Genomic DNA, 23,716 nt, shown 5'->3' on the forward strand with positions numbered 1-23,716 from the left:
CACCGCGACTTCTGGAGGAGCGCGGAGGAGCCGGGCAGGGCCGGCGCCGCCCCGCTGCTACCGTCGAGCGCATGGCCAGCGCACCCACCGGACGGCCGCGCGCCTCCGGAGCGTCGCTCACCGGCCTCGGCACCCGGGCCGACATCCTCGCCGCCGGTGCCGCGCTCTTCTGCACCGAGGGCTTCGGCAGCACGAGCACGCACGCCATCGCGGGCGCCGCCGGGATCCGGCAGGCCTCGCTGTACCACCACTTCCCCGGGAAGCACGCGGTGCTGCTCGAGCTGCTGCTCGGCACCGTCCAGCCCTCGCTCGACGCCGCCGCCCAGCTGCTGGCGCGCGACGAGTCGCCTGCTGCGCGCCTCTGGGCGCTGTGCGTGTCGGACGTGCGGCTGCTCTCGGCGGGCGAGCACAACGTCGGCGCGCTCTACCTGCTGCCCGAGCTGGGCGACGAGCGGTTCGCGGCCTTCCGCGAGCGGCGCTCCGAGCTCGAGACCGCCTACCGCACCCTCGTGGCGGCGTGCGGAGCCGAGGACGTCGAGGTCGGAGCCGCTCTCGTGCTCGCCCTCGTCGAGAACGTGATCCTGCAGCGCCGCCGCCCCGAGATCGACCTCGAGCGCCACGGCGAGGCGGTGGCGCTCGCCGCGCTGCGCGTGCTCGACCTCGACCGCGCGGCCGTCGCGGAGGCACTCGCCACCGGCCCCGCCGTGCTCGCGCACCTGACCTGAGGCACCGGCCCGCCGAGTCCTCCGAAGTCGTCGTCGTCGAGCGCCGAGTACGACGATTCCTGAGCAGTCGAGCGACGCCCCGCGCGGCGGAGTTAACGCGATCGTTGCACGCTCGAAAAAATCGGCGCCTCCGGGCGCGGCAGGATCCGTGTCTATCAACCGATAGAAACACCCGCCGCACCACGAGCAGCCTGGAGCACGCATGATCATCCTCGGAGTGGGGATCACCGTCCTGGTGATCCTCGCCGTCGGCATCGCGGTCGCCCGCAAGATCGACGGCGACAGCGCCAACTACCTCGTCGCCGGCCGCCGTCTGGGCATCCCGCTCGTCGCGGTCTCCCTCACCGCCGCTGCGGTCGACTCGAACGCGACTGTCGGCAACACCGACCTCACCTCGCAGTTCGGCTTCTGGGCCGGCGCCTCGCTCGCCATCGGACTCGCGATCTGCCTCCTGATCACGGGGCTCTTCCTCGCCAAGCCCATGAACGCGATGAAGCTCTTCACGCTCGCCGACTTCTTCCGGATGCGCTACGACCGCACCACCGAGATCGTCGCGTCGGTGATCATGGTGCTCTCGTTCACGATCCTGCTCGCGGGCAACCTGGTCGCCTGCGGTTTCCTCCTCGAGCGCTTCGCCGCCATCCCCTACGCGTGGGGAGTGATCCTGTCGGTCGCCCTGGTGCTGACCTACACGATCGCCGGCGGGCTCTTCTCGGACGCCTACACGGCCGCCATCCAGACCGTCATCACGGTCGTCGCCGCGATCTCGCTGCTCGTCTGGGTCGCACTCGCCTACGGCATCGTGATCCCCGAGGGGATGGGCCCGTTCGACTTCGAGCAGCTGACCGACCCGGCCATGGGGGCACCGGTGAACTGGGCGACCCTCGTCGCTCTGGGCATCGGCGACCTCGTCGCCATCGACTTCATGCAGCGCATCTTCGGCGCCAAGTCGCCCGAGGTCGCCCGCCGCGCGTGCTACGCCGCCGCGGCCGGGACCGCCGCGATCGGCACGATCTTCGCGATCGTGGCGCTCACCGCGAGCGCGGTCCTCGGCATCTCGGCGGCCGACGGACCGGTCCTGTTCACGCTCCTCGACGACTACGCGCCGCCGCTGATCGCGATCCTGGTGCTCTCGGGCGTCGTGGCGGCGTCGTTCTCGACCGCGTCCGGAGCGATCCTGGCCACGTCCGCGATCGTCGTGCGCAACGTCCTCTCGGTCCGACGCCACACCGGATCCGGGGTCGACCCGCTGCTGAAGTGGACCCGTGTCGCGATGATCCCGATCGTGATCCTCGGCTCGTTCCTCGCGATCCGGGTGAGCCAGACCGGCATCCTGCTGACGCTCGCGTTCGACCTCATGCTCGCGTGCCTCGCGGCGCCGTTCCTCATCGGGCTCTTCTGGAAGCGCCCGGGAGTGACGGCCGCACTCGTCGCGGCGGGCGTCGGCTTCGCCGTGCGGATCGTGTTCCTGGCGCTCACCCCGACGCTCTACGGAGTGCCGAACGACATCCTCTACGTGCCGAACGACCTGATCGGAGCCGGTTTCGACGGCTACGCCACGCTCGTCGCCGGAGCCATCGGCTTCGGGACCTTCGTCGTCGTCGGTCTGCTCGCTCCGCGCTCCTCGCGCGAGCTCGACGGCGAGCGCACGGTGCGCCGCGAGCTCGACGAGGAGCAGGCGGGCGTCCTCGAGCCCGCGGGCGTCTGACCCGTCCCGATCCACCCGCACATCCCGATCCGTCGCGAGCGGCCGCCCCGGCGGCGGTCCGACGTTCGCGACGGATCGTTGTGCGGATCCGGTCAAGCCCCTCCCGCGGGTGCGGCGCATCCCGTTGGCTCCTGAGGGTGGGGACGACGACGCGGAAACGGCTCGTGCGCGAGCGCGCCTACCAGGGCGGGTTCCTGATCGGCGTCGCGCTGATGGCCGCCGTCGACGAGATCGTCTTCCATCAGATCCTCGGCTGGCACCACTTCTACGACCGCTCGACCCCCGCGATCGGACTGCTGTCGGACGGGCTGCTGCACGCGGTCGAGGTCGTCGCGCTGGTCGCGGGGTTCTTCCTGCTGCTCGACGCGCGCCGCCGCTCGGCGCTCCGCGTGCCCGTCGCGGTGGCGGGCGGACTGACCGGCGCGGGACTCTTCCAGCTGTGGGACGGCGTCGTCGACCACAAGCTCCTCCGCGTGCACCAGGTGCGGTACGAGGTCGACCTGCTGCCCTACGACATCGCGTGGGTCGCGTCGGGCGCGCTCCTGCTCGTCGCGGGGATCGTGCTGTCGGCGCGCGCGCGGCGGCGCACAGCGTGACTCCGCACGTCCACCCCCTGCTCGATCCCGGGCTCGTGCTGAGCCTCCCGCTCGTCGTCGCGGCGGCGCTCGCCGTCGGAGGGAGCCGCGCGGAGTCCCGCCGCGGCCGCCCCTGGCCGCTGCGCCGGCTCCTCCTGCTGCTCGCCGGCCTCGGAGTCGCGATCGCCTCGCTGACCGGCCCGTTCGCGCAGTGGGCCCACGCGGATCCGCGCGGCGCGATGCTCGCGCACCTCGCGCTGGGCCTGCTGGCGCCCCTCCTGATCACGACCTCGGCGCCCGTCACGCTCGCCCTGCGCGCCCTCGACGTGACCGCCGCCCGCCGTCTCTCCCGCGTGCTGCGGAGCCGCCCTGCCCGCGTGCTCGCGCACCCGATCCCCGCCGTCCTGCTCTCGACCGGCTCGCTCTGGCTCGTGCACGCGACGGGCCTGCTCGAGGCCGCGCACGCGGATCCGCTGCTCCACGCTCTGCTCGGCGTGCACTTCCTCGCTTCCGGCTGCCTGCTGACCGGCGCCCTGATCGGAGTCGACCCCGCGCCGCACCGCGCGCCGTTCGGCCTGCGCGTGGGCGTCGTCCTCGGCAGCATCGCCGCGCACGCTCTGCTCGGCACGACCCTCTACGCCGAGGCCACGAGCGACGTCGAGCGGCAGGCGGCGCAGATCCTGTACTACGGAGGCGACCTGCTCGAACTCGCGCTCGTCACGGTCCTCTTCGCGCAGCACTACGCGGCGACCGCCCCCGGGAGGGCGCGCAAGCCCCTCGGCGGCCGGCCCGTGCATCCGTAGAGTCGCCGGATGCTGCTGATCTTCGGAACCCGCTCGATCGAGGACGTTCTGCGCGTGCTCGTCTTCGTCTGCCGCGTCTGCGGCGTGCGCGACGAGCAGCGGGTGATCCGGAGCCGGACGAAGCTGTCGCTCTTCTTCGTGCCGCTGGTCACGGTGTCGTCGCGGTACCTCCTGGAGTGCAACAACTGCGGGACGGTGTCGCGCATCACGAAGCAGGAGGCGGAGGGCACCGTCCGCTGGGCGGGCAACTCGGACGCGTGACGCGGCGCGCGTGGACGCGAAGCGGTCCCTGAGTCGCACCGACCGCCCGTTCCGCGCCCACTCGTGACGCGTAGCCGCCGCGACCGGGCGCGAATCGGGGACCGGGGAGAGATCAGCGCCCGTTCCGCGCCCGCTCGCTCCGGCGTGCCGCGTCGCCCCGACGGACGACACGGACCGCCCCGCGGATCACTCCGCCGCACGCACCTGCAGCGTCGTGAACGGCGCCGACGGGAACACCAGCTGCGTCAGCGTGCTCAGCCCGCCGCCGACGAACACCTCGAGCACCGTCGCATCGACGACGATCCGGATCGACACGCGGTCCGCGCCGCCGCGAGGAGGCAACGGGGCCCAGTCGACCGAGGGGAACGACGGCGCGAAGTCCACCGCTCCGCTCCGGGTGCGGTCGCAGGTGAGCACGCCCTCGTCGGCGTCGACCGTGAGGATCACCGCCTCGTCCGTGGTGTTGGTGAGGAGGCGGAGCTCCGTGCGGTCCCCGGGCCGGCACGAGACGTCGACGTCGAAGACGCGCAGAGCGGAGGAAGCGGGCAGGATCGGGCGCTGCGCCAGGGCGAGGCGGCCGTCGGCCCCCTCGACGAGGTCGATCTCGCGCACGAGCGACATCGACGAGCGCCAGGGCGTGGTCGGAGTGTCGCCGGCGTAGTCCCAGTTGCTGGCCCACGCGATCGTGAGGCGGCGGTCATCGGGGGCGTCGTTGAACGAGACGGCGGCGTAGTAGTCGCGGCCGTAGTCGAGCCAGTCGTAGTCGGCGGGATCGGCGGAGTCGCTGATCCGGTCGGCCGTGAACTCCGCGCCGTCGAAATCGCCGACGAAGTACTGGCTGCCGGATCCGCCGGCGATCCCGCCCGGGTTGAGGCTGACGATCATCAGCCAGCGGACCTCGTCGGTGCCGCGCACGCGCAGGGGGAACAGGTCGGGGCACTCCCACACACCCCCGGTGGCGTGCGCGGGGCCGAAGTGCGAGCGCCGGGTCCACTCCTTCAGGTCGTCCGAGGTGTAGACGACGACGCGGCGCTCGACCGCCTCGACGGCCACCATCACCCAGTGGCCGTCGTCGCCGCCGAACCGGAACACCTTCGGGTCGCGGAACTCGGCCGAGCCGATGTCGAGCACCGGGTTGCCGGCGTACCGCGTCCACGTGCGCCCGTCGTCGACGCTGAAGGCGAGCGCCTGCGCCTGCGAGGCTCCCGTGCCGTCGGCACCCGGCGCGCGGGCGGCGGTGTACACCGCGACGAGGGCGGTCTCGCCCGGTTCCGCGAAGCCCGCGGTGTTGCGGACGTCGGCGACCGCGCTGCCCGAGAAGGCCATCTCGCCGTCGAGGACGGGGATCGCGACCGGCTGCTCCTCCCACGACACGAGGTCGGTCGACGTCGCGTGCCCCCACGAGATGTTGCCCCAGGTGCTGCCGGTCGGGTTGTTCTGGAAGAACAGGTGGTAGACGCCGTTGTGGAAGAGCAGCCCGTTGGGGTCGTTCAGCCAGGTGTCACGGGCGGTGAAGTGCGCGGACGGACGCCAGGCGTCGGTCGTGGAGGTGAGGGTCACAGGGGCTCCTGAATGCGAGGGGGTCGGTGCGGCCGGTCGGGGGAACGGGAGAGGGGAGGCGCGGACGGACGTCCGCCCGCGCCACCGGGACTACTCGCCGCCGCTCTGGAAGCGGTCGTACGCCTGCTGGTAGGTGGCGGTGACGTCCTCGACGCCCATCGACTCGAGCTGCGAGACGTACGAGTCCCACTCGTCCTCGACGGTGCCGTTGACGATCCAGGCCGCGAACTTCTCCTTCACCAGCGTGTTGATGTCGGTGAGCGCGAACGAGACGCGGTCGAGCTCGTCGTTCGAGAGCAGCACCGGCGGGTAGGCGTCGTTCGCCTTGTACGGGAGGTAGTACTCGTTCACGAGGTCCTGGCGCTCCTTCGCGCGCGGCTCGGGAGCCACGACGGTCGCGAAGTCCTCCTCCGTGGTGATCTTCGGGCCGCCGGAGGCGACCTTCTGGCGGCGCTCGCCCTCGGACTCGCCCGCCGCGGCGGGGATCTGCACGAGCATCCCGGAGGCGTCCTTCTCGAGCGTCGTTCCGATCGGGCCCCAGCTGGTCTGGGCGCTCATCTCGGGGTCGAAGAGGCGGTCGGCCCAGCGCATGGTGGCGGCGGGGTACTCGTTGGAGCGCGTGATCGCCATCGCTCCGCGGTTGATCTCCTGGTTGCTGGTGACGCTGGCGCGCTTGACCCCGTCGACGCCTTCGAGCACGCCGAGCACGGCGTAGTCGCCGAGGCGGTCCTCGCCGATCATCTCCTTCGCCTCCCACCAGAAGAACGAGCCGAGGATCTCGGTGTCGGCTTTGCCCTTCGAGAGGTACGCGACGTCGTCCTGCGAGAACGACTCCGGGTCGATCAGGCCGTCGGCGTACCAGCCGGCGAGGGCCTCGACGCCCTGCTTGTAGCCCTCGGTGTCTGCGGTGAACTGCACCTCGCCGTCGACGACGATGCGGTGGTCGTTGTTCTCGGGCTGGCCGCCGAGCGCGGCGATCAGGTCGTGCGGGTTCGCGCAGAAGGAGTCGGTGCGGAACGACAGCGGCAGTTCGTCGGCCTCGCCGTTCCCGTTCGGGTCCTGGGTCGCGAACGCCTCGAGAGCGGCGCGGTACTCCTCGATGGTGGTCGGCATCGGGATGCCGAGCTTCTGGAGCCAGGCCGTGTTGATGAAGAGGAAGTTCGGGTACTGCAGGATCCCGAGCTCCTCGACCGAGGGCAGCGTGTAGATGTGCCCGTCGGAGGCGGTCAGGGCGGCGCGGATGTCCGGCCGCTCGTCGAGGATCCCCGAGAGGGTCGGCGCGTGCTCCTCGATCAGGTCCTCGAGCGGCAGGAGGGTGCCGTTCTCGCCGTACTGCACGATCTCGGCGTCGGTGAGCCCGGAGTTGAAGAGCACGTTGGGCACGTCGTCGCTGGCGAGGAGGAGGTTCTTCTTCTCGGCGTAGACCTGCTCGGGCAGGTTCTTCCACTCGATGGCGATGTTCGTGTCCGCCTCCCACTGCTGCACGAGCTGCATCGTCGAGTACTCGGGGGCGAGCGCCGACTTCGTGCCGCCGAAGGTCAGCGAGAGCTTCTCGTCGACGATCGGCAGGCCGGTCTCGCGGAAGCCGACCTCGGCGGAGCGGTCCTCGACCGGGTCGGAGGCGCCGCCGCCCGTGCAGCCGGCGAGCAGGAGGCTCCCGGACAGGCCGAGGGCGGTGAGGGTGAGGAAACTGCGGTGTCTCATCGGTGTGATCTCTCTCGTGTGAGGGTGCGACGGGGTCGCGGGAGGGTGCTGCGAGGCAGCAGGAGGGAACGGCGGAGCCGCGGGTGGTGAGGAGGGAGGGTCAGCTCTTCACGGCGCCGAGGAGGGCGCCCTTGGTGAAGTGCTTCTGCATGAACGGCAGCACGATCAGGAGGGGGATCGTCGAGACGACGATCATTCCGTACTTGATCAGCTCGCCCAGGCGCTGCGCCGCGGCGTAGGAGTCCATCGCTCCCGAGCCGCCGGCGGACGTGACCTCGGACTGGATGAGCACGTTGCGCAGCACCAGCTGGAGCGGGTACTTACTCTCGTCGTCGAGGTAGATGAGGGCGTCGAAGAAGGCGTTCCAGTTGGCCACGAGGTGGATCATGATCATCAGGAAGATCAGCGGCTTCGACAGCGGCAGGACGATGCTGAAGAAGAAGCGGAAGTCGCTCGCGCCGTCCATCTGCGCCGCGTCCCGCAGCTCCCCGGGCACGTTGTTCTCGAAGAAGGAGCGGGCGATGATCAGGTTCCAGACGCCGACCGCTCCCGGGAGGACCACCGCCCAGATGCTGTCGAGCAGCCCGAGATCGCGCACCACGAGGTAGCGGGCGATGAGGCCTCCGTCGATGAACATCGTGACGATGAACAGCAGGAGGAAGAAGGTCCTCCCGTAGAGGTCCTTCCGCGACAGCGCGTACGCGGCGCAGAGGATCGTCGCGACGCTGATCGCGGTGCCGACGACCGTGTAGAGGACCGAGTTGCCGAAGCCCTGCCAGATCGCCCCGTCCGAGAAGATCCGGGCGTAGCCCTCGAGCGTGAAGCCCTCGGGCCAGAGCCAGACGTTGCCGTTCAGGATCTGGGACGGCTCGCTGAACGAGGCGATGACGATGAAGTACATCGGGTAGACGATCGCGACGATCGCCAGCAGCAGCACGGTGATGGCCACCGTGTTGAAGACGGGGTCCGCGATGCGTCCGCGGGTCGGAGGGGCGGGCTGCCTGCGCGAGGACGGTGCGGTCCGGGGGCGGACGGCGGGCTCGGGGCGGAGGGTCTGGGTCATGTCGTCGTCACCACAGGCTCGATTGGCCCGCCCGGCGGGCGACCTGGTTGAAGGTCGCCAGGAGGACGAGGTTGATCAGGGAGTTGAACAGGCCGATCGCGGCCGAGTAGCTGAACTGCGCTTGCTGCAGGCCCGCCTTGTAGACGTAGGTCTGGATGACCTCGGAGGTCGGCAGGTTGAGGTCGGTCTGCATGAGCAGCACCTTCTCGAAGCCGAGGTTGAAGAGGTTGCCGATGGCGAGAATGAACAGGATCGTGATCACCGGCATGATCCCGGGGATGTCGATGTGCCGGATCCGCTGCCACTTGCTCGCTCCGTCGACGCGGGCGGCCTCGTGGAGTGCCGGGTCGATCGCCGTCAGCGCGGCGAGGTAGACGATCATCGAGAAGCCGGCGTTCTGCCAGATGTCGGAGCCGATGTAGAGGGGCCGGAACCACTCCGGCGACCCCATGAAGAACACCGGTTCGCCGCCGAGCGCCACGATCGCGCTGTTCACGATGCCGGAGCGCGGCGAGAACAGCAGGTGGATCATCCCGACCACGACCACGACCGAGATGAACGACGGCGAGTAGAGCACGGTCTGGGTGAACTTCTTGAACCGCTCGCTCTGCAGCTGGTTCACGATCAGCGCCAGCACGATCGGCACCGGGAACGCGATCAGCAGGCCGAGCGCGTTCACCGTGAGCGTGTTCTCGATGAGCCGCCCGAACTGGAACGACGTCACGAAGCGCGTGAAGTTGTCCAGGCCCACCCACGGACTGCCCGAGAAGCCCAGCGACGGGTTGTAGTCGCGGAAGGCGATCTGCGCGCCGTACATCGGCCAGTACTTGAAGAGCAGGACGAAGACGACCGCGGGAGTCAGTAGTACGTATAACTGCCAGGACCGCAGGGCTCGTCGGAGATGCGAGCCGAGGCGCTGCCTCGGACTCAGGAGGCGCCGGGGTCGGGCGACCCGGGCGGGGGACTGCGTTGCCGTCATGCGCGCACCTTTGCACTCGCCACCGATCCGCGGAGGACCGGTGAGCATTCGAGGGGATGGAGTCGGGGCTCCTCGCGGTTCTCGGCGAGGAGGAGGGAGACGGCCTCTCGGGCCATGCGCTCGTAGGGCAGCGCCATGGTCGTCAGGCCTGGGTCGAGGTAGGGGGCGACCGTGTCCTGGTCGTCGAAGCCGACGATCGAGACGTCGTGGGGGACCCGCAGCCCGCGGGCCTCGAGGGCGCGGTAGGCGCCCCACGCGGTCCGGTCGTTGCCGCAGAAGATCGCGGTGGGGGCGTCGTGCTCGTCGAGCAGCTCGGCGGTGAGCTCGAGCCCGTCCTCGACGACGCCCGTCCCGTAGCGGACGAGCCGGGGGTCTGCGGCGAGTCCGGCGTCCTCGAGCGCGCGGCGGTAGCCCTCGCGTCGGCCGATGCCGGCGGGGAGCGTGCTCTGGGGCGGCTGGATGTCGATGTAGCCGATCCGCTCGTGGCCCGCCTCGATCAGCTGGCGGGTGGCGACGTAGCCGCCGTCCACCTCGTCCGGGAAGACGCTCGAGAAGCGGCCGCCCAGCGACTGGGCGTTGGCGACGACCGTGGGGACGCCGGCGAGCGCCTCCGGGACCTCGAGGACCTGGTGGTACATCGAGGCGTAGATGACGCCGAGCACCCGGTACGACAGCATCATGTCGATCGCCGACGCCTCGAGGGCCTGCTCGCCGAAGGTGTCGACGCTGAGGATGATGTGCCCGCTCTCCCAGGCCTGCATCTGCGCGCCCTTGAGCAGGCGTCCGGCGAACGGCGAGCTGGCGACCTCGTCCGAGACGAAGCCGACGATGCCGGACTGCCCGCTGCGGAGGGACTTCGCGAACGCGTTCGTGCGGTAGTCGAGAGCGGCGACCGCCTCCATGACGCGGGTGCGGGTGGCCTCGGTCACGCGGTTGCTCGGAGCGTTGTTCAGCACGAGGGACACGGTCGCCTGCGAGACGCCGGCGCGTTCCGCCACCTGCCGCATCGTCGCGGTGCGTCGAGCCATGTCCACCTCCTCGTGGTCCTCGTTATTCGTATAACTGGACGGTACACACGCGTCCCCCCGCCGTCAAGAACGAATCGGCAGGAGGTCCGCGCGGTCGCCCGACCCGCGTCCGGGCGAGAGGCGGGGGTCTCATCCGGTGCGCGCGCGCCGTCCGTCGTCGTCCGTGCCCGGCGGACGCCGTCGCAGCAGCACGACCCCCGTCAGCACCTGCCACGCCGTGATCGAGTACACGGCCAGGCGCTCCCAGACCCCGTCCGGCAGCAGGTCGAAGCCGGTCGTCTCCGAGTCGATCCGGAGCAGGATCAGCGCCGCGAGCCCGACGGCTCCGAGCGCGATGCCCGCGATCGCGTAGGACCGGGGCAGCTGGTGGCGGCGGGCGGTCGCGCCGGCGGCGATCGAGGCGGCGTTCCCTCCGATGATGGCGAGGGCCGCCCCGAGGACGTGCAGCCAGCCGATCCCGCTCTCGGCGCTCGCCCGGCTCCCGTGCACGACTCCGATCAGCGCGCTGCCGACGGCGAAGGCGGCCGCGGGAGCGAGGAGCGCGCGCCACCGCCCGCCGGGCACGGCGCGCGCGGTGAGGATCGCGGCGGCGAGGTAGAGCAGGCCCTGCAGCACGAAGGCCGTGTTCATCACGGCGCTCAGGGGCGAGTCGATCGCGCGTCCCTGGTAGAGCTCGACGTCGGGGACTCCGAGGTCGCTGATGTAGTTCGCCGCGTAGCTGTAGCCGGGGAACGCGGCCGCCGCGATCGCCTCGCCGCCGACGTAGACGACGGCGCCGAGCAGCCACAGAACGCCGGCCGCCCGGGCGAGTGAGCGTCGAGAGGTCACGAGGCGACGAGGGACAGGAGCGTCGAGAGGATCCCGAGCACGACTCCGGCCCCGAAGAGGATCAGGCCCGTCAGCCGCAGCGCCCGCACGGCGTCGCTCCAGCGGTGCAGCCGGATCCGCTCGGGGTCCTCCTCGCGGTAGTGCACCTCCCGCTGATCGGATCCGACGGGCGCGAGGGGGTCGCCCGAGGTCAGCGGATGCGAGCGCACCTCGCCGGCGCGCGTCACCCAGTGCAGAGAGCGCGGGGGCCCGTCCTCGAGGTACGCGGTCGTCGGCAGCCAGCGCCCGTCGATCAGCGCCGCGACGAACGCCGCGAGGAGGAACAGGAGGCCGAGCGGAGCCGCGGTCAGCGAGAGTGCCTCGAGGATCGTCTCCAGCATCCGATGCCTCTCCTCGTCGTCGGATCACGAGAGTAGCGAGTGCGCCCTGAGTGGACCGGGGAGTCAGAGCAGGTCGCGGAGCGCTTCGAACGTGCGGTCGGGATCCTCGAGGTGCAGGTCGTGGTTCAGGCCGGCGAGCCGGCGGACGCCCCAGCCGAGGTGCTCCAGCGATCCGACGAGTGCGTCGGGGATCACGGAGGGGGACTCGTCCGACAGGACGAGGGTGGAGGGCACCGCCGGCGCCGCGGGGGCGAGCGGATGGAACGCGACGTCGCGGAACACTCCGATCGCCATCCTCCGGTCGAACTGCTCCTGGGCGTGCTCGACCAGCGATCGGGCGGCCGGGTCGAGCGGAGTCGGTGCTCCGCTGCGGCGCGCGCGGAGCGCCTGGGCGACGCCGAGGCTCAGCAGCGGGACGAGCCAGAACAGGCGCCCGGCGATCCCCGTGGTCGGCAGGGCGAGCTGGAAGCCGGGGTCGAGGTAGATCGCGCGGGACGGCGCGAGGCGCTCGACGGCGCGGACGAGGACCGGTCCGCCAAGGGAGTGCCCGACGATGCTGTGGAGGCCGGCGGGGAGGGTCTCCACCAGATCGTCGGCCAGCGCCTCGAGCCCGTACGACGCGGCGCGGTCGCTGCTCCCGTGCCCGCGCAGGTCGACGGTGGTCACCGTGCACCGCCCGTCCGCGAGCATCCGGTCGATCAGCGGCTGCCACGTCGCTCCGCTCGCGCCGAGCCCGTGCACGAGCCCCACCGTGATCGGGCCCGAGCCGGACGTCCTCGTCATCAACCGCATGGAGTCATCCTCCTCCGCCCCAGCACGAGGGGAGACGCCTCGCGCGACCGTCCCGAGCGCGCACCGGATCTCTCCGGCATCGCGCGCGAGCAGCGCGCTCCGACTCAGGCGGCCCGTCGTGCCGCGAGAGTGCGACCGTGGTGCCCGGCGCGCTCCTCGGCGAGGGCTCTGAGCTCGTCCGCGATGTCCGTGAACCGGTCCAGGCTCGGGTTGACTCCGACGAGGGTGAACTCGCGGGTGACGACCTCGAGGTCGAGCTCCCAGACGTCCTCGAGGATCCGGCGCATCCACCCGGTCGCGTGATCCCAGCCCTCGCGGGGAGTCCCGGCGGCGTAGTTGCCGCCCTGCACGGTGACGAGCACGGCGGGCTTGCCGGCGATCGAGGGCGTCCGCCCGGGAGCCATGCGCGGGTCGGTGAGCACGAGGTCGACGTACGTCTTGAAGTGCTGCGAGACGCCGAAGTTGTAGAGCGGCACTGCGAAGAGGAGCGCATCGGCGCCCTCGAGCTCGTCGGTCAGCGCGGCTGCCAGGGCTGCAGCCTCGTTCTGCGCGGAGCTGCGGGCGTCGGGAGGTGTCATCGATCCCGCCACCGCGTCCGACCACGAGGTCGACGGGAGGGGGTCGGAGCCGAGGTGGCGACGGATGATCGCGGCATCGGGGTGCGCGGCTCGCCATTCGTTCTCGACGATGTCGCCGAGAGCGCGGCTCGTCGATCCCTCGACGCGGATGCTGGCGTCCAGACGGAACAGGGACATGCTTCTCCTTCTCAGGACTCCGCTCGTGCGATCCGAGCGTGTCCGGGCTGTCGCCCTGCTGATGGCGGGGCGGTGAACCGCTGTGGTTACCGGCAGTAACTGTGTACGCTCGGATCCCGTTACCGCAATCGCACCCCTGTTACCCCGCGGTGACCGAAGGAGGAGCGATGTCCCGCGATGATCGAGGCCGGGCTCTCCAGGAACGCCTCAGCGAGTCCATGCCCTCGATGCACCAGCTCTGCTCTGGCGAGTCGCCGGAGCTGTTCCGATCGCTGATGTCGCGCATCGGCGACAAGTGGACCCTCCTGGTCATCGGCGTCCTCGGGAACGATCGCCTGCGCTTCACCGAGATCGCCGACACGATCCCGGGCATCTCCCGCCGGATGCTCACGGTCACTCTGCGCGCCCTCGAGCGCGACGGACTCCTCTCGCGCACCGTGTACGCGCAGGTTCCGCCCCGTGTCGAGTACGAGGTCACCGACCTCGGACGCTCCCTGCAGAGCGTCGCCTTCGCCGTCGGCGACTGGGTCGGGGACCATCAGCAGACGATCGTCGAGAACAGACGCAGCTTCGATGCCGCCGCCGACCCCGCCGACCCTGGGCGGCAGGCAGACGAGCCGATCTCCGGGGCGCAGGCGCACTGAGAGGCGGAGGGGATCCGTCTCCTTCGATCCGTCGACGTCACCCGGGCGGCGTGCTCTCGTGGAGCCGGCTCTCCATCTCTGCGACGAGCTCCATGCAGCGGAGGCGGGCGGGGGAGAAGTCGTACGGCATCCTCCCGACGGCCTCGACCGCGCTCATCTCTCTTCCGCCCTCGACGCCGTCGGGATGCGCGGCGTCCCACTCGTCGAAGAGCGCCTCGTCGTCCTGATCCTGGCCGGAGGCCGCGATCACGGCCTGCAGCACCTGCTCGAAGGCGTGCCGCTCGGCGGCGACCTGCGCCACGCGGGGATCGTCGACGGCGACCGTGTCGTCGAGCGCCTCCTCGGCGGCGTCGACGCGGTCCGACTCCTCCCGCAGGCCCGGATGGGTGGCCAGGGCGAGGAACCGGCCGGCCTGGACGGCGGCGCCGAGCGGGCCGAGGATCCGCTCGGTGACCAGCAGGGTGTCGAGGTCTGACTGCCGCAGTGAGCCCTCGGGCACGCTCTCGAGACGGCGGATCACGAGGTCCGAGAGCAGTCCCGCCCGGCTGCCGCTGCCGCGCATGCTCCGCACGGCGGCGCGCTGCCGTCGCAGCTCCTCCTCCTGCGCGGCGAGGCTCCGCTCGAGCCGTTCCAGCACGGCTCGAGCTCCGTCGGCGGGCGCCGCGTCGGCGAAGGCGTCGCGGATGTCGTCGAGCGCGATCCCGGCCTCGGCCATCCGCCGGATCCACAGCAGCCGGATCATCTGCTCGTAGCCGTACCGGCGGCGGCCGTCGGCGCCCCGCTCGGGCTCCGGGAGCAGCCCGATCCCGTGGTAGTGCCGGATCGCTCGCGGAGTGGTGCCGACGAACGCGGCCGCGTCGCCGATCATGACCTGGCGGGGAGGGATGAGGGACGGGTGCATGGCGGGAGCCTTCCTCGAGTGGACGTGGGTCCAGCGCACCACATGACGCTACGAGAGGAGCAAGACGGCCGCCCTGCCGCCGCGGAGGGGTCTGAGCCGAGGTCGAGCCGCAGCCTCGTCCGCGGAATCGTGTTCAGAACGAAGGAAGGATGGTCGAACGGTGGCGTGGACACGCGTCCCCGCCGCTCGCCCGGGCGCATCCTTCCTTCGTTGTGAACGCGGAGTCCGGCGCCCGGACTCCGCTCAGCGTCAGGCCGGGCCCTCGGTCATCCAGCGCTGGAACGTCACGAGCATGTCCTTGTTGGTCTGCGACGGCACCACGTGGCCGTACTGGCCGCCCGCGCCCGAGTGCGACAGGAGCGACACCTCCTTGGCGACCGGCAGCGCGCGGCGGTAGAGGCGGGCCGAGTGCTTCTCGTAGGGGACGACCTGGTCCTCGGGCGAGCCGCTGATGCGCAGGCGCGTCTTCGCCCAGACCGACTGCGGCAGGTAGATCGGGTTGGTCGCCTTCACCGCGGCCGGGTCGTTGCCGTAGGCAGGCAGCACGCTCTCGGGACGGCGGAGGAGGACGTCCTCCATGTCGTAGACGCCGCTGGCGTGGTACGCCCCGCGGATGTTGGGGACCATCCGCTTGCCGTACGCGTAGCAGAGCAGCGCGCCGCCTCCCGAGTTCGAGCGGAGGAACGAGACGGACACCTTCCAGAGCTTCTGGACGTAGGCGGTCGCGTTCCGCTGCGCCTGCAGGGCCGTCTCGCTGGTCCAGACGCTGCCGCCGTAGTTCGGGCAGATGCAGACCATGCCCTGGTCCACGACCTGGTCGGCGGTGTACTGGAACGCGCCGGACAGGGCCGCGTAGCTGCTCCCGTTCGCGTGGTAGTACCAGAGGAAGCCGGCGCCGCGGGTCAGGCTGGGCGGTGTCGCGTGCGGGACGAAGAGGCGCGTGCGGTCGCCCGAGATCACGACGTCGATGACCTCGTACTTCTTCTTGCCGAAGCGGGACGTGACGGTGTCGCTCCGCCCGATCTCTCCCGGGAGCTTGGGCACCTTGCTGTAGTTCGGCGCCGCGGAGGCGGGCGTGGCGAAAGTCAGTGCCGCGCCGAGGCCCAGGACGGTGCCGCTGACGAGCGAGCGCCGCGAGAGCGCAGAGGGGATCCGGTCAGGATCGGACATGGTGAGGTCCCTTCGGGAGAGTCGCCTTGCCGACCGCGAGCGGATCGGGAAGTGGGAGGGGTGCGGAGAGCGCCGGGTCCACGCCTCGCCGTTCCAGCGTACCCGCGGGTCTCAGCGCGTTCCAGGGCGGGAGTGGAACTGCCCGCGCCCCGTTCGGCACTCACTCCTGTGAGGGAGCCCGCTCGTGTCCCTCTGCGTGGGACGACCCGGACGTCGGCGCGTCCGGGCGCCGGTCAGCCCGGCAGCCGCAGCAGCCCGCCGGCCGAGCGGATGGTCGCCGCGGCGACCGCCATCGCCCGCGCGAGCACCGCGGTCGGGTCCGCATCCGGCCCGTCCAGCCCGGCGACGACCGCCGAGAACGTCGCGTCGCCCGCTCCCATCGTGTCCACGACCGATCCCGGGGCGCCGGCGATCGGCACCGAGACGCGCCCCGCCAGCCGCACGAGCGCGGCACCGTGCGGGCCCGCGGTCTCGAGCACTGCGGAGGCGCCCGCCGCGAGGATCCGCTCGGTCGCCTCGGCCAGGCCCGTGCCGAAGACCAGCTCGGCGTCCTCCGCTCCCACCTTCACCAGGTCGGCGCGGGCCGAGAGCGCGAGGAGCCCCGCGGCGAAGGCGCCGCGGTCGCGCAGCAGGCCGGGCCGCGGGTTCGCGTCGATCGCGAGCCGAGCGCCCGCGGGCACCAGGGCCTCGAGGGTCGCCACCTCGGCCGCGTCGTCGAACGGGAAGCCGCTGACGACGATCCGCTCGGCGCGGGCGGCGGCCGCGCGCAGCGCGTCGGTCGGCAGGAGGGTGCGCGAGCGCGACGCCTCCGAGAAGGAGTAGCGGGGCTCGCCGTCGGTCCGGTCCGACACCGCCCGGCCCGTGCCCCGCGGAGCCGGCGTGGCGAGGAAGGGGACGCCGTGCGCGCGCAGGTGCTCGCGGAGGAGCAGCCCGGCGGCGCCGTCGCCGACCATCCCCGCGAGCAGGGACGGCGTGCCGAGGACGGCGAGGCCGACCGCGACGTTGAGGGCGGAGCCGCCCGGGACGTCGGTCGAGCCGGCGGGATCCCGCATCTCGTCGATCAGGACGTCCCCCAGGACGAGGACGGGCGCGGAGAGGGAGGAGGACATGACGCCTTTCGAGGAGGAGTGAGGGCGCGCCGGAGGACGCCCCCGGACGGGCGGAGGAGCGAGGGGATCAGAGAGCGGGCGCCTGCACGGAGTCGCGAGGCACCAGCGGGCAGGGCAGCAGCACCGGGTGGGAGGCGAGGAGGAGCTCCTCGCCCGATCCGCCGATGAGCCGGACGAGCGTGTCGACCGCCCAGGCGCCCATCTCGTAGTGCGGCAGGGCGACGGTGGTGAGCGGCGGGTGGAGGCCCTCGGCGATGATCTCCTGGTTGTCGAACCCGACGACGGAGAGATCGCGCGGGATCTCGAGGTGCAGCTCGGCGGCCGCGCGGTAGGCGCCCATCGCCATGCGGTCGTTGTAGCAGAAGAGGGCGGTGGGCCGGTCGGGGCGCGAGAGGAGCCGGGTGCCGGCGCGGTAGCCGCCGGGGCTCTCCGAGACCTCCTCGACGATCAGCGACTCGTCGACCTCGAGGCCCGCCTCGGCGAGCACCTCGCGGTACGCCTGGAGGCGGAGCCGGGTCGCGGGCACGTCGTCGCGGTTCGTGAGGAACCCGATCCGGCGGTGCCCGGCGCGCACGAGCTCGGTGACCGCCGCGCGCGCCCCGCCGAGCTCGTCGGGCACCGCCGACGGGATCCGGCCCTCGGTGTCGCGCGCGTCGATCAGCACCGACGGGATCGCGTGCAGCGACTCCGGCAGCGAGACCTCGCGGTGGAACATCGTGGCGAAGAGGATGCCGTCGACCTGGTTGTCCATCAGGGTCCGGATGGGGGCGCCGAGGTCGCCGGAGTCGCGCATCGTGTTGATCACGACGAGCGTGAGCCCGTGCGCCTGAGCGGCCTCCTGGGCGCCGAGGATGATGCGACCGGCGTGCGGAGTGGTCGCGATCTCCTCGCTGATCAGGCCGATCATCTCGGTCCGCTGCCGGCGGAGGCTGCGCGCGATGCGGTTGGCGCCGTAGCCGAGCCTGGCCGCGGTGGCGCGGACCCGCTCGCGCGTCTCGTCGCTCGCGCGCGCCGACTCCACGTCGTTGAGGATGTGGGAGACGGTCGTCACGGAGACGCCCGCCTCGCGAGCGACGTCGCGGATGCCGACTGCCTTAGGGGTCACGTCTCCCACATCCCTCATCGCTCGAACGTCGAGACTATCGCCGCGGGCCCGCTCATCCCTTGACCGCGCCCAGCGTGAGCCCGGCGACGATGTGCCGCTGCAGCACGAGCGTGAGCAGGATCACGGGGAGGGAGTAGAGGACGGCCAGCGCCGTCATCGCGCCCCAGTCGAGCCCGAACTGCGTCTGGAAGTTCGCGATGACGATCGGAGTCGTCTGCGCGCGCACCGCGGTGAGCAGCAGCGCGAAGAGGAACTCGTTCCACGAGGCGAGGAACGCGAAGATCGCGGTGACCGCGACTCCGCCCGCCGTCACGGGGATCACGACGCGCCACAGGGCGCCGAGCCGCGACGCTCCGTCGATCTTCGCCGCCTCCTCGAGCTCGCCGGGGACCGCCTCGAAGAAGCTCGACATGAGCCAGATCGAGAGGGGGAGCGAGATCGTGGTGTGCGCGATCGCCAGGGCGAGCGAGGTGTCGGCGATGCCGAGAGTGCGGAAGATCGAGATCATCGGGGCGCCGACGACGATCGGCGGCACCATCCGCATCACGAGCGCGCCGACGATGAAGATGCGCCCGAGCCGCGTGCGGAAGCGGGTCACCGCGTAGGCCGCGGGGATCGCCAGCACGAGCGAGACGGCGGTGCTGAGGACCGCGGTCACGATGCTGTTGATGAACGAGGCGACGACTCCGTCGCGGCTGAGCGCCGCCACGTAGTTGTCGAGCGTCCACTGCGTGGGCAGGATCCGCGGGGGGACCGCGATCGTCTCGAGCGGCGTCTTGAGCGACGTCAGCAGCATGTAGACGAACGGGAATCCGTAGAGGACGACGGCGAGGGCGAGCGCGATCCAGATGATCGCGCGGGGGCCGACGCGGGTGGCTTCGAGTCCGTTCACGAGGTGCTCTCTCCTCCGGGTCGCCAGATCGTGAGGATCGCGACGAGGGCGACGGTCAGCATGACGACGAGGTACACCGTGCCCATCGCGCTCGCGAGTCCCGGATCGCCGAACCGGATCATGGTGCGGTAGATCAGCAGCGACATCGTCTCGGTGCTCTGCTGCGGTCCGCCGTTGGTCTGGATGAGGATGACGTCGAACGCCCGGGCGGCGTCGATCCCGCGCAGGATCAGCGCGACCGCGATCACCGGCCGCAGCAGCGGGATGACGATGCGGAAGAGGATCGCCGGGTAGCGGGCGCCGTCCAGGCGCGCGGCCTCGATCACGTCGCCGGGGATGTTCTGCAGGCCCGCGAACAGCACCAGCGTGACGAACGAGGTGGTCAGCCAGATGTCGGGGATCGCGACCGAGAACAGGGCGATCGACGGGTCGCTCAGCCAGGCGATCTGACCGGGCGAGGACAGGATGCCGACGCGGCTCAGGACCTCGTTGACGATGCCGAAGTTGTCGATCAGGAGGAAGCGCCAGAGCAGTCCGGCGACGATCGGAGCGATCATCAGCGGGTACAGGAAGATCGTGCGGAAGACCCGCGAGGCGTCGCCCAGCGCGGTGAACAGCAGCGCGACTCCGAGGCCCAGCACGAACTCGAGCGTCACGACCACGATCGTGTAGACGAGGGTGCGCCACGAGGCGTTGAGGAAGTCGGGCGAGCCGAAGGCGGTCGCGTAGTTGCCGAGGCCGACGAACTCGCGGCTGCCGGCGATCGGGTCGATCTCGAAGAAGGAGTCGCCGACGAACTGCAGCAGCGGCCAGCCGACGAAGGCGGCGAGGAACAGGGCCGCCGGCACCATCAGCAGGGCGGCGAAGCGGCGGTCGGTGAGGGCGCGGCGCGGGGGCCGGCGCCCGGCCGGGGAGGTCCCCGACCGGGCGCCGCGCGCGGTGCTCACCTCGGTGGCGGAGGTCACTCGGCCACCAGCGACTCGACCTGCTGCGTCGCGTCGTCGAGCAGGGCCTGGTTGTCGGCTCCGGGCTCGACGGCCTTCTGCAGCATCGGCACGAGCACGGTGTCGACGATCTGCTGCCACTCGGCGACCGCGGGGCGGGGGAGCGTGGCGGGCGCCTGGAGCGTCTCGAGCAGGGGGCCGTAGTTCTCGTAGCCCTCGACGGTGGAGTACTTCTCGAGCACCGAGATGCGCGAGGCGAGGCCCAGGCTCGTGTCGGCGCTGAGCTCGTTGTTGTCGAAGGCGTACTGCACGAACTCGAGCGCCTTCTCCTGCTTCTCGCTCGCCTTCGCGACCGAGAGGTACCAGGCGCCGGGGACGCCCGCGGGGCCGGCCTCGCCGCCGATCATCGGAGCGACGCCCACGTTGCCGGCGACGGCCGCGTCGGCCGGGATCTGGCGGTAGGCGTGCGCCCAGAAGCGCATCATCGCGGTCTTGCCCTGGTTGAACAGGTTCTGCGCGCCGGCCCAGTCGAGCTGAGCGGCTCCGGGAGGGGCGTAGGGGAGGAGGCTCGTGTAGAAGTCGAGCGCCTCCTTGCTGCTCTCGTCGCCCAGCGAGACGGCGCCGTCGGTGTCGGTGACCATGGTGGTCTCGCCGGTCTGCGACAGGGTGGCGAGCCACTCCGTCTCGACCGCGCCCTTGACGTCGGTGCCGTAGAGGTCGGGCGTGCCGTCGCCGTCGGTGTCCTGCGTGAAGAACTCGGCGGCGTCGGTGTACTGCTCCCAGGTGGTGGGCGGCACGAGGTCGTAGCCGTACTCGGCCTTGAAGGCCGTCTTCTGCGCCTCGTCCTCGAAGAGGTCCTTGCGGTAGTAGAGGATCTCGGAGTTGGTCCAGGCCGGCATGCCGACCTTGCTGCCGTCGACGGTCGCCTCGGAGACGAGCGAGGGGAACAGGTCGGACGTGACCTCGTCGGTGTAGAGGTCGTCGAGCGGAGTGACGGCGCCGGCGAACGCGGGCAGCCAGATCGCGTCGAGCGCGGCGACGTCGAACGAGACGCTGCCCGAGGAGAACTCGCTGTTGAGACGGTTGTAGAGGCCGTCGTAGGGGAGCTCGACGAACTCGATCGAGGTGCCGGTCTCCTCGGTGTACTGGTCGGCGATGGGCTGCAGCTCGCCGTGGCCGCCGGCCTCGACGAGGACGGTCACGGTGTCGGCGTCGCCGGACGCGCCGGTGCCGCCGCCGGCGCCGCAGCCGGCGAGGACGGTGGTGGCGGTCAGGGCGACCGCGCCGACCACGAGGAGGCGGCGGGCGGGTCGGGGGGAAGGTCTGCGAAGCGACATCACTTCGGCTCCAATCGAAAGCACTGCGGGAGGGGGAGCGGCCGCTGTCGAGGCGACCGCACGACGACAGCATGCATCGGATGCGCGCGATTGACAATACGTTTTGCCAAAACGTATTGTCACGATATGACCAGCACCTCCCCCCTCGGCCTCGAGCGCGCCGACGCCCTCCGCCCGCGGATCCACTTCACCGCCGAGTCCGGCTGGATCAACGATCCGCACGGCCTGACCTTCCACGACGGCCGCTACCACCTCTTCCACCAGTACGTCCCGGGCAGCACGGTCTGGGCTCCGAACTGCCACTGGGGCCACGCGGTCGCGACCGACCTCCTGCACTGGGAGCACCGCCCTGTCGCCCTCGCCCCCGGTGACGGAGACGGCGGCATCTGGACGGGCAGCCTCGTCGTGGCCGAGGACGGAGCGCGGATCCTCTACACCTCGACCGTCGAGGCGGACTACGCGCTCGGCCGGGTCCGCGTCGCCCGGCCGGTCGACGAGAGCTGGGACGAGTGGGAGAAGGGCGACGTGCTCATCGAGCCGCCCGCCGACCCGGACGTGGTGGTGTTCCGCGACCCCTTCGTGCTCCGCGAGGGCGACGGCTGGCGCATGTTCGTCGGCGCGGGCACCGCGGCGGGCGAGGCGCTGGCGATCACCTACACGTCGAGCGACCTCGACTCGTGGCAGCACGACGGAGTCGCCGCGCGCCGCTCCTCCGCCGAGCGCGAGCCCGTGTGGACGGGCGCGCTCTGGGAGTGCCCGCAGGTGGTCGAGGTCGACGGCCGGCACGTGCTGATCAGCTCCGTCTGGGACGACGACGTCCTCCACTACGCGGCCTACGGCATCGGCGACTACGCCGACGGACGCTTCGAGGCGCGCGACTGGGGGCGGCTCAGCTTCGGCGACTCCTACTACGCCCCCTCGTTCTTCCGCGACGAGGACGGGCGGCCGTGCCTGATGTTCTGGATGCGCGGTGTCGCCGATGCCGAGGCCGGCTGGAGCAGCGCGCTGAGCCTGCCGCACGTGCTCGCGATCCGCGACGAGCGCCTCGTGCTCCTGCCGCACCCGGCGTGGGCGGGAGGTCGGTCCGTCGAGGCGGAGGGGCCGCTCGACGGCCCCGTGCGCCTGGACTGGACGCCGGAGGCCCCGGGCGACCGCCTCGAGATCGCCCCGTCGTCCGCGCTCATGTGGAGCGGCTCCGAGCTCGTGCTCGAGCGGGCCGGCTCGGAGCCGTGGACGGCACCGCACGCGGGCGGGCCTGTCGCGGTGGCCGTGGACGGACCGGTGCTGGAGGCCGTGACGACCGCCGGAGTGCTGGGCGGGCCGATCGAGCCGGCCACCGGCGTCCGCGTGCTCGGCGGCCGGGTCGAGGCGCGCCCGATCGACTGATCCGCCCGCCCGCCCTCGTGCGGGTCAGGGTGCCGAGGCGGTGAGTTCCGCGCGGAGGATCTCGGCGCCGGCGGTCAGCGCGCTCAGCTTCCCGTGGGCGACCGCGCGAGGCAGGGGAGCCATGCCGCAGTTCGAGCTCGGCAGGAGGTCCGCCGCGTCGACGAACCGCAGTGCGTCGCGGAGGGTGCCGGCGACCTCCTCCGGGGTCTCGACGGTCTCGCTCGCCACGTCGATCGCGCCGAGCATGACCTTCTTGCCGCGGAGGAGTTCGAGGAGCTCCATCGGGACGTGGGAGTGGTGGCACTCCAGGGACACGATGTCGAGGGTGGAGCGCTGCAGGAGCGGGAACGACGTCTCGTACTGGCGCCACTCCGGCCCGAGGGTCCGCTTCCAGTCGGTGTTCGCCTTGATCCCGTAGCCGTAGCAGATGTGCACGGCCGTCTGGGCGCGCAGCCCCTCCGCCGCTCTCTCCAGGACGGCGACCCCCCAGTCCCGCACGTCGTCGTGGAAGACGGTGAACGCCGGCTCGTCGAACTGGATGATGTCGACCCCGGCGGCCTCGAGCTCCCTCGCCTCCTCGTTGAGGATCGCCGCGAACTCCCAGGCCAGCTTCTCCCGGCTCCCGTAGTAGCGGTCGGCGAGGGTGTCGATCATGGTCATCGGTCCGGGGAGGGCCCACTTGATCGGCCGGGACGTGTGCCGGCGGAGGAACGCCGCGTCGTCGACGAACACGGGCCGCTCGCGGCTCACGGCGCCGACGACGGTCGGCACGCTCGCGTCGTACCGGTCCCGGATCCGCACCGTCTCGCGGTTGACGTGGTCCACTCCGGCGAGGTGCTCGATGAAGGTCGTGACGAAGTGCTGCCGGGTCTGCTCGCCGTCGCTGATGATGTCGATGCCGCGTCGGTGCTGCTCGTGGGCGGCGATGCGCAGGGCGTCCTGCTTGCCCTCGACCAGCTCGTCGCCCTCGAGCTTCCAGGGGGACCACAGCGTCTCCGGCTCGGCGAGCCAGGAGGGCTTGGGCAGGCTGCCGGCGATGGAGGTGGGCAGGAGAGTGTTCACGGGTG

At 71.3% G+C, this 23,716-nt stretch carries 24 protein-coding genes; 7 read left to right on the forward strand and 17 right to left on the reverse strand.

Annotation, left to right across the window (positions count from 1 at the left end):
* Positions 1-71: 71 nt before the first annotated feature.
* From C1I63_RS05240 to C1I63_RS05260, 5 genes are all read left to right on the forward strand, one after another.
* Positions 72-725, forward strand: a complete 654-nt coding sequence (locus C1I63_RS05240; protein ID WP_107574031.1) for a TetR/AcrR family transcriptional regulator — start codon at positions 72-74, stop codon at positions 723-725.
* 202 nt (positions 726-927) lie between these two features.
* Positions 928-2,433: a high affinity choline transporter 1 gene (locus tag C1I63_RS05245; protein ID WP_107574032.1), complete on the forward strand. Its 1,506-nt coding sequence runs from the start codon at positions 928-930 to the stop codon at positions 2,431-2,433.
* Between the two features lie 137 nt (positions 2,434-2,570).
* Positions 2,571-3,029, forward strand: a complete 459-nt coding sequence (locus tag C1I63_RS05250; RefSeq protein ID WP_107574033.1) for a DUF2243 domain-containing protein — start codon at positions 2,571-2,573, stop codon at positions 3,027-3,029.
* Entirely contained in the window at positions 3,026-3,811 is a 786-nt protein-coding gene (locus C1I63_RS05255) for a cytochrome c oxidase assembly protein (RefSeq protein WP_170116318.1), read from the forward strand. The genes C1I63_RS05250 and C1I63_RS05255 overlap by 4 nt, the downstream gene beginning before the upstream one ends.
* Positions 3,812-3,820: 9 nt before the next feature.
* Positions 3,821-4,072 carry a zinc-ribbon domain-containing protein gene (locus C1I63_RS05260; protein ID WP_107574035.1) on the forward strand — a complete coding sequence of 84 codons (252 nt, stop codon included), beginning with the start codon at positions 3,821-3,823 and terminating at the stop codon, positions 4,070-4,072.
* Between the two features lie 186 nt (positions 4,073-4,258).
* Here C1I63_RS05260 and C1I63_RS05265 read toward each other — a convergent pair whose 3' ends face one another.
* The 9 genes from C1I63_RS05265 to C1I63_RS05305 all read right to left on the reverse strand — a co-directional run bounded on the left by C1I63_RS05265 (position 4,259) and on the right by C1I63_RS05305 (position 13,161).
* Positions 4,259-5,632 (reverse strand): glycoside hydrolase family 32 protein, encoded by a 1,374-nt coding sequence (locus C1I63_RS05265; protein ID WP_107574036.1) that lies wholly within the window; start codon positions 5,630-5,632, stop codon positions 4,259-4,261.
* A gap of 90 nt (positions 5,633-5,722) precedes the next feature.
* Positions 5,723-7,336, reverse strand: a complete 1,614-nt coding sequence (locus C1I63_RS05270) for an ABC transporter substrate-binding protein (protein ID WP_107574037.1) — start codon at positions 7,334-7,336, stop codon at positions 5,723-5,725.
* Between the two features lie 100 nt (positions 7,337-7,436).
* The gene (locus tag C1I63_RS05275) at positions 7,437-8,399 is read right to left on the reverse strand and encodes a carbohydrate ABC transporter permease (protein WP_107574038.1); all 963 of its coding nucleotides are present in this window, start codon (positions 8,397-8,399) and stop codon (positions 7,437-7,439) included.
* A 7-nt stretch (positions 8,400-8,406) separates the two neighbouring features.
* Positions 8,407-9,378: an ABC transporter permease gene (locus C1I63_RS05280; RefSeq protein ID WP_107574039.1), complete on the reverse strand. Its 972-nt coding sequence runs from the start codon at positions 9,376-9,378 to the stop codon at positions 8,407-8,409.
* On the reverse strand, positions 9,375-10,406 hold the full coding sequence (locus C1I63_RS05285) for a LacI family DNA-binding transcriptional regulator (RefSeq protein WP_107574040.1): 1,032 nt from the start codon (positions 10,404-10,406) through the stop codon (positions 9,375-9,377). The genes C1I63_RS05280 and C1I63_RS05285 overlap by 4 nt, the downstream gene beginning before the upstream one ends.
* Before the next feature lie 129 nt (positions 10,407-10,535).
* Positions 10,536-11,234 (reverse strand): DUF998 domain-containing protein, encoded by a 699-nt coding sequence (locus C1I63_RS05290; RefSeq protein ID WP_107574041.1) that lies wholly within the window; start codon positions 11,232-11,234, stop codon positions 10,536-10,538.
* The gene (locus C1I63_RS05295) at positions 11,231-11,614 is read right to left on the reverse strand and encodes a hypothetical protein (protein ID WP_107574042.1); all 384 of its coding nucleotides are present in this window, start codon (positions 11,612-11,614) and stop codon (positions 11,231-11,233) included. The genes C1I63_RS05290 and C1I63_RS05295 overlap by 4 nt, the downstream gene beginning before the upstream one ends.
* A gap of 63 nt (positions 11,615-11,677) precedes the next feature.
* Entirely contained in the window at positions 11,678-12,406 is a 729-nt protein-coding gene (locus tag C1I63_RS05300; protein WP_107574043.1) for an alpha/beta fold hydrolase, read from the reverse strand.
* A gap of 104 nt (positions 12,407-12,510) precedes the next feature.
* Positions 12,511-13,161, reverse strand: a complete 651-nt coding sequence (locus C1I63_RS05305) for an FMN-dependent NADH-azoreductase (RefSeq protein WP_107574044.1) — start codon at positions 13,159-13,161, stop codon at positions 12,511-12,513.
* A 167-nt stretch (positions 13,162-13,328) separates the two neighbouring features.
* On the opposite strand from C1I63_RS05305, the gene C1I63_RS05310 reads away from it, so the two are divergent.
* A complete protein-coding gene (locus C1I63_RS05310; protein WP_244906987.1) occupies positions 13,329-13,805 on the forward strand; it encodes a winged helix-turn-helix transcriptional regulator in 477 nt (158 codons plus the stop codon).
* A 37-nt stretch (positions 13,806-13,842) separates the two neighbouring features.
* Here the strand turns inward: C1I63_RS05310 and C1I63_RS05315 are convergent, their stop codons facing one another.
* The 7 genes from C1I63_RS05315 to C1I63_RS05345 form a co-directional block, all read right to left on the reverse strand.
* Positions 13,843-14,706, reverse strand: coding sequence for a MerR family transcriptional regulator (locus tag C1I63_RS05315; protein ID WP_107574046.1), 864 nt, complete (start codon positions 14,704-14,706; stop codon positions 13,843-13,845).
* Between the two features lie 249 nt (positions 14,707-14,955).
* On the reverse strand, positions 14,956-15,876 hold the full coding sequence (locus C1I63_RS05320) for an alpha/beta hydrolase family protein (protein ID WP_055784804.1): 921 nt from the start codon (positions 15,874-15,876) through the stop codon (positions 14,956-14,958).
* Positions 15,877-16,109: 233 nt separating this feature from the next.
* Positions 16,110-16,985, reverse strand: a complete 876-nt coding sequence (locus C1I63_RS05325; protein WP_107574047.1) for a PfkB family carbohydrate kinase — start codon at positions 16,983-16,985, stop codon at positions 16,110-16,112.
* Between the two features lie 67 nt (positions 16,986-17,052).
* Complete coding sequence (locus C1I63_RS05330; protein ID WP_211315573.1) at positions 17,053-18,090, reverse strand: LacI family DNA-binding transcriptional regulator; 1,038 nt, start codon at positions 18,088-18,090, stop codon at positions 17,053-17,055.
* Positions 18,091-18,142: 52 nt separating this feature from the next.
* Positions 18,143-18,982, reverse strand: coding sequence for a carbohydrate ABC transporter permease (locus C1I63_RS05335; RefSeq protein WP_056868938.1), 840 nt, complete (start codon positions 18,980-18,982; stop codon positions 18,143-18,145).
* Complete coding sequence (locus C1I63_RS05340) at positions 18,979-19,833, reverse strand: carbohydrate ABC transporter permease (protein WP_077222346.1); 855 nt, start codon at positions 19,831-19,833, stop codon at positions 18,979-18,981. Before C1I63_RS05340 ends, C1I63_RS05335 begins: the two co-directional genes overlap by 4 nt.
* 110 nt (positions 19,834-19,943) lie before the next feature.
* The gene (locus C1I63_RS05345) at positions 19,944-21,263 is read right to left on the reverse strand and encodes an ABC transporter substrate-binding protein (protein WP_107574049.1); all 1,320 of its coding nucleotides are present in this window, start codon (positions 21,261-21,263) and stop codon (positions 19,944-19,946) included.
* A 126-nt stretch (positions 21,264-21,389) separates the two neighbouring features.
* On the opposite strand from C1I63_RS05345, the gene C1I63_RS05350 reads away from it, so the two are divergent.
* Positions 21,390-22,649 (forward strand): glycoside hydrolase family 32 protein, encoded by a 1,260-nt coding sequence (locus tag C1I63_RS05350; RefSeq protein WP_107574050.1) that lies wholly within the window; start codon positions 21,390-21,392, stop codon positions 22,647-22,649.
* 24 nt (positions 22,650-22,673) lie between these two features.
* Here the strand turns inward: C1I63_RS05350 and C1I63_RS05355 are convergent, their stop codons facing one another.
* Positions 22,674-23,711 carry a methionine synthase gene (locus tag C1I63_RS05355; protein WP_107574051.1) on the reverse strand — a complete coding sequence of 346 codons (1,038 nt, stop codon included), beginning with the start codon at positions 23,709-23,711 and terminating at the stop codon, positions 22,674-22,676.
* Positions 23,712-23,716 lie beyond the last annotated feature (5 nt).

Origin of the sequence: Rathayibacter caricis DSM 15933 (assembly GCF_003044275.1) — a bacterium.
GTDB lineage: Bacteria > Actinomycetota > Actinomycetes > Actinomycetales > Microbacteriaceae > Rathayibacter > Rathayibacter caricis.

What these genes read in the sequence shown, in the direction of transcription:
- C1I63_RS05260 (WP_107574035.1), top strand. Translation starts at nt 3,821, where the DNA reads ATGCTGCTGATCTTCGGAACCCGCTCGATCGAGGACGTTCTGCGCGTG.
- C1I63_RS05275 (WP_107574038.1), bottom strand. Translation starts at nt 8,399, where the DNA reads ATGACCCAGACCCTCCGCCCCGAGCCCGCCGTCCGCCCCCGGACCGCA.
- C1I63_RS05320 (WP_055784804.1), bottom strand. Translation starts at nt 15,876, where the DNA reads ATGTCCGATCCTGACCGGATCCCCTCTGCGCTCTCGCGGCGCTCGCTC.
- C1I63_RS05240 (WP_107574031.1), top strand. Translation starts at nt 72, where the DNA reads ATGGCCAGCGCACCCACCGGACGGCCGCGCGCCTCCGGAGCGTCGCTC.
- C1I63_RS05325 (WP_107574047.1), bottom strand. Translation starts at nt 16,985, where the DNA reads ATGTCCTCCTCCCTCTCCGCGCCCGTCCTCGTCCTGGGGGACGTCCTG.
- C1I63_RS05345 (WP_107574049.1), bottom strand. Translation starts at nt 21,263, where the DNA reads ATGTCGCTTCGCAGACCTTCCCCCCGACCCGCCCGCCGCCTCCTCGTG.
- C1I63_RS05285 (WP_107574040.1), bottom strand. Translation starts at nt 10,406, where the DNA reads ATGGCTCGACGCACCGCGACGATGCGGCAGGTGGCGGAACGCGCCGGC.
- C1I63_RS05315 (WP_107574046.1), bottom strand. Translation starts at nt 14,706, where the DNA reads ATGCACCCGTCCCTCATCCCTCCCCGCCAGGTCATGATCGGCGACGCG.
- C1I63_RS05270 (WP_107574037.1), bottom strand. Translation starts at nt 7,336, where the DNA reads ATGAGACACCGCAGTTTCCTCACCCTCACCGCCCTCGGCCTGTCCGGG.
- C1I63_RS05245 (WP_107574032.1), top strand. Translation starts at nt 928, where the DNA reads ATGATCATCCTCGGAGTGGGGATCACCGTCCTGGTGATCCTCGCCGTC.
- C1I63_RS05310 (WP_244906987.1), top strand. Translation starts at nt 13,329, where the DNA reads ATGTCCCGCGATGATCGAGGCCGGGCTCTCCAGGAACGCCTCAGCGAG.
- C1I63_RS05295 (WP_107574042.1), bottom strand. Translation starts at nt 11,614, where the DNA reads ATGCTGGAGACGATCCTCGAGGCACTCTCGCTGACCGCGGCTCCGCTC.
- C1I63_RS05280 (WP_107574039.1), bottom strand. Translation starts at nt 9,378, where the DNA reads ATGACGGCAACGCAGTCCCCCGCCCGGGTCGCCCGACCCCGGCGCCTC.
- C1I63_RS05350 (WP_107574050.1), top strand. Translation starts at nt 21,390, where the DNA reads ATGACCAGCACCTCCCCCCTCGGCCTCGAGCGCGCCGACGCCCTCCGC.
- C1I63_RS05340 (WP_077222346.1), bottom strand. Translation starts at nt 19,833, where the DNA reads ATGGTGCCGGCGGCCCTGTTCCTCGCCGCCTTCGTCGGCTGGCCGCTG.
- C1I63_RS05305 (WP_107574044.1), bottom strand. Translation starts at nt 13,161, where the DNA reads ATGTCCCTGTTCCGTCTGGACGCCAGCATCCGCGTCGAGGGATCGACG.
- C1I63_RS05300 (WP_107574043.1), bottom strand. Translation starts at nt 12,406, where the DNA reads ATGCGGTTGATGACGAGGACGTCCGGCTCGGGCCCGATCACGGTGGGG.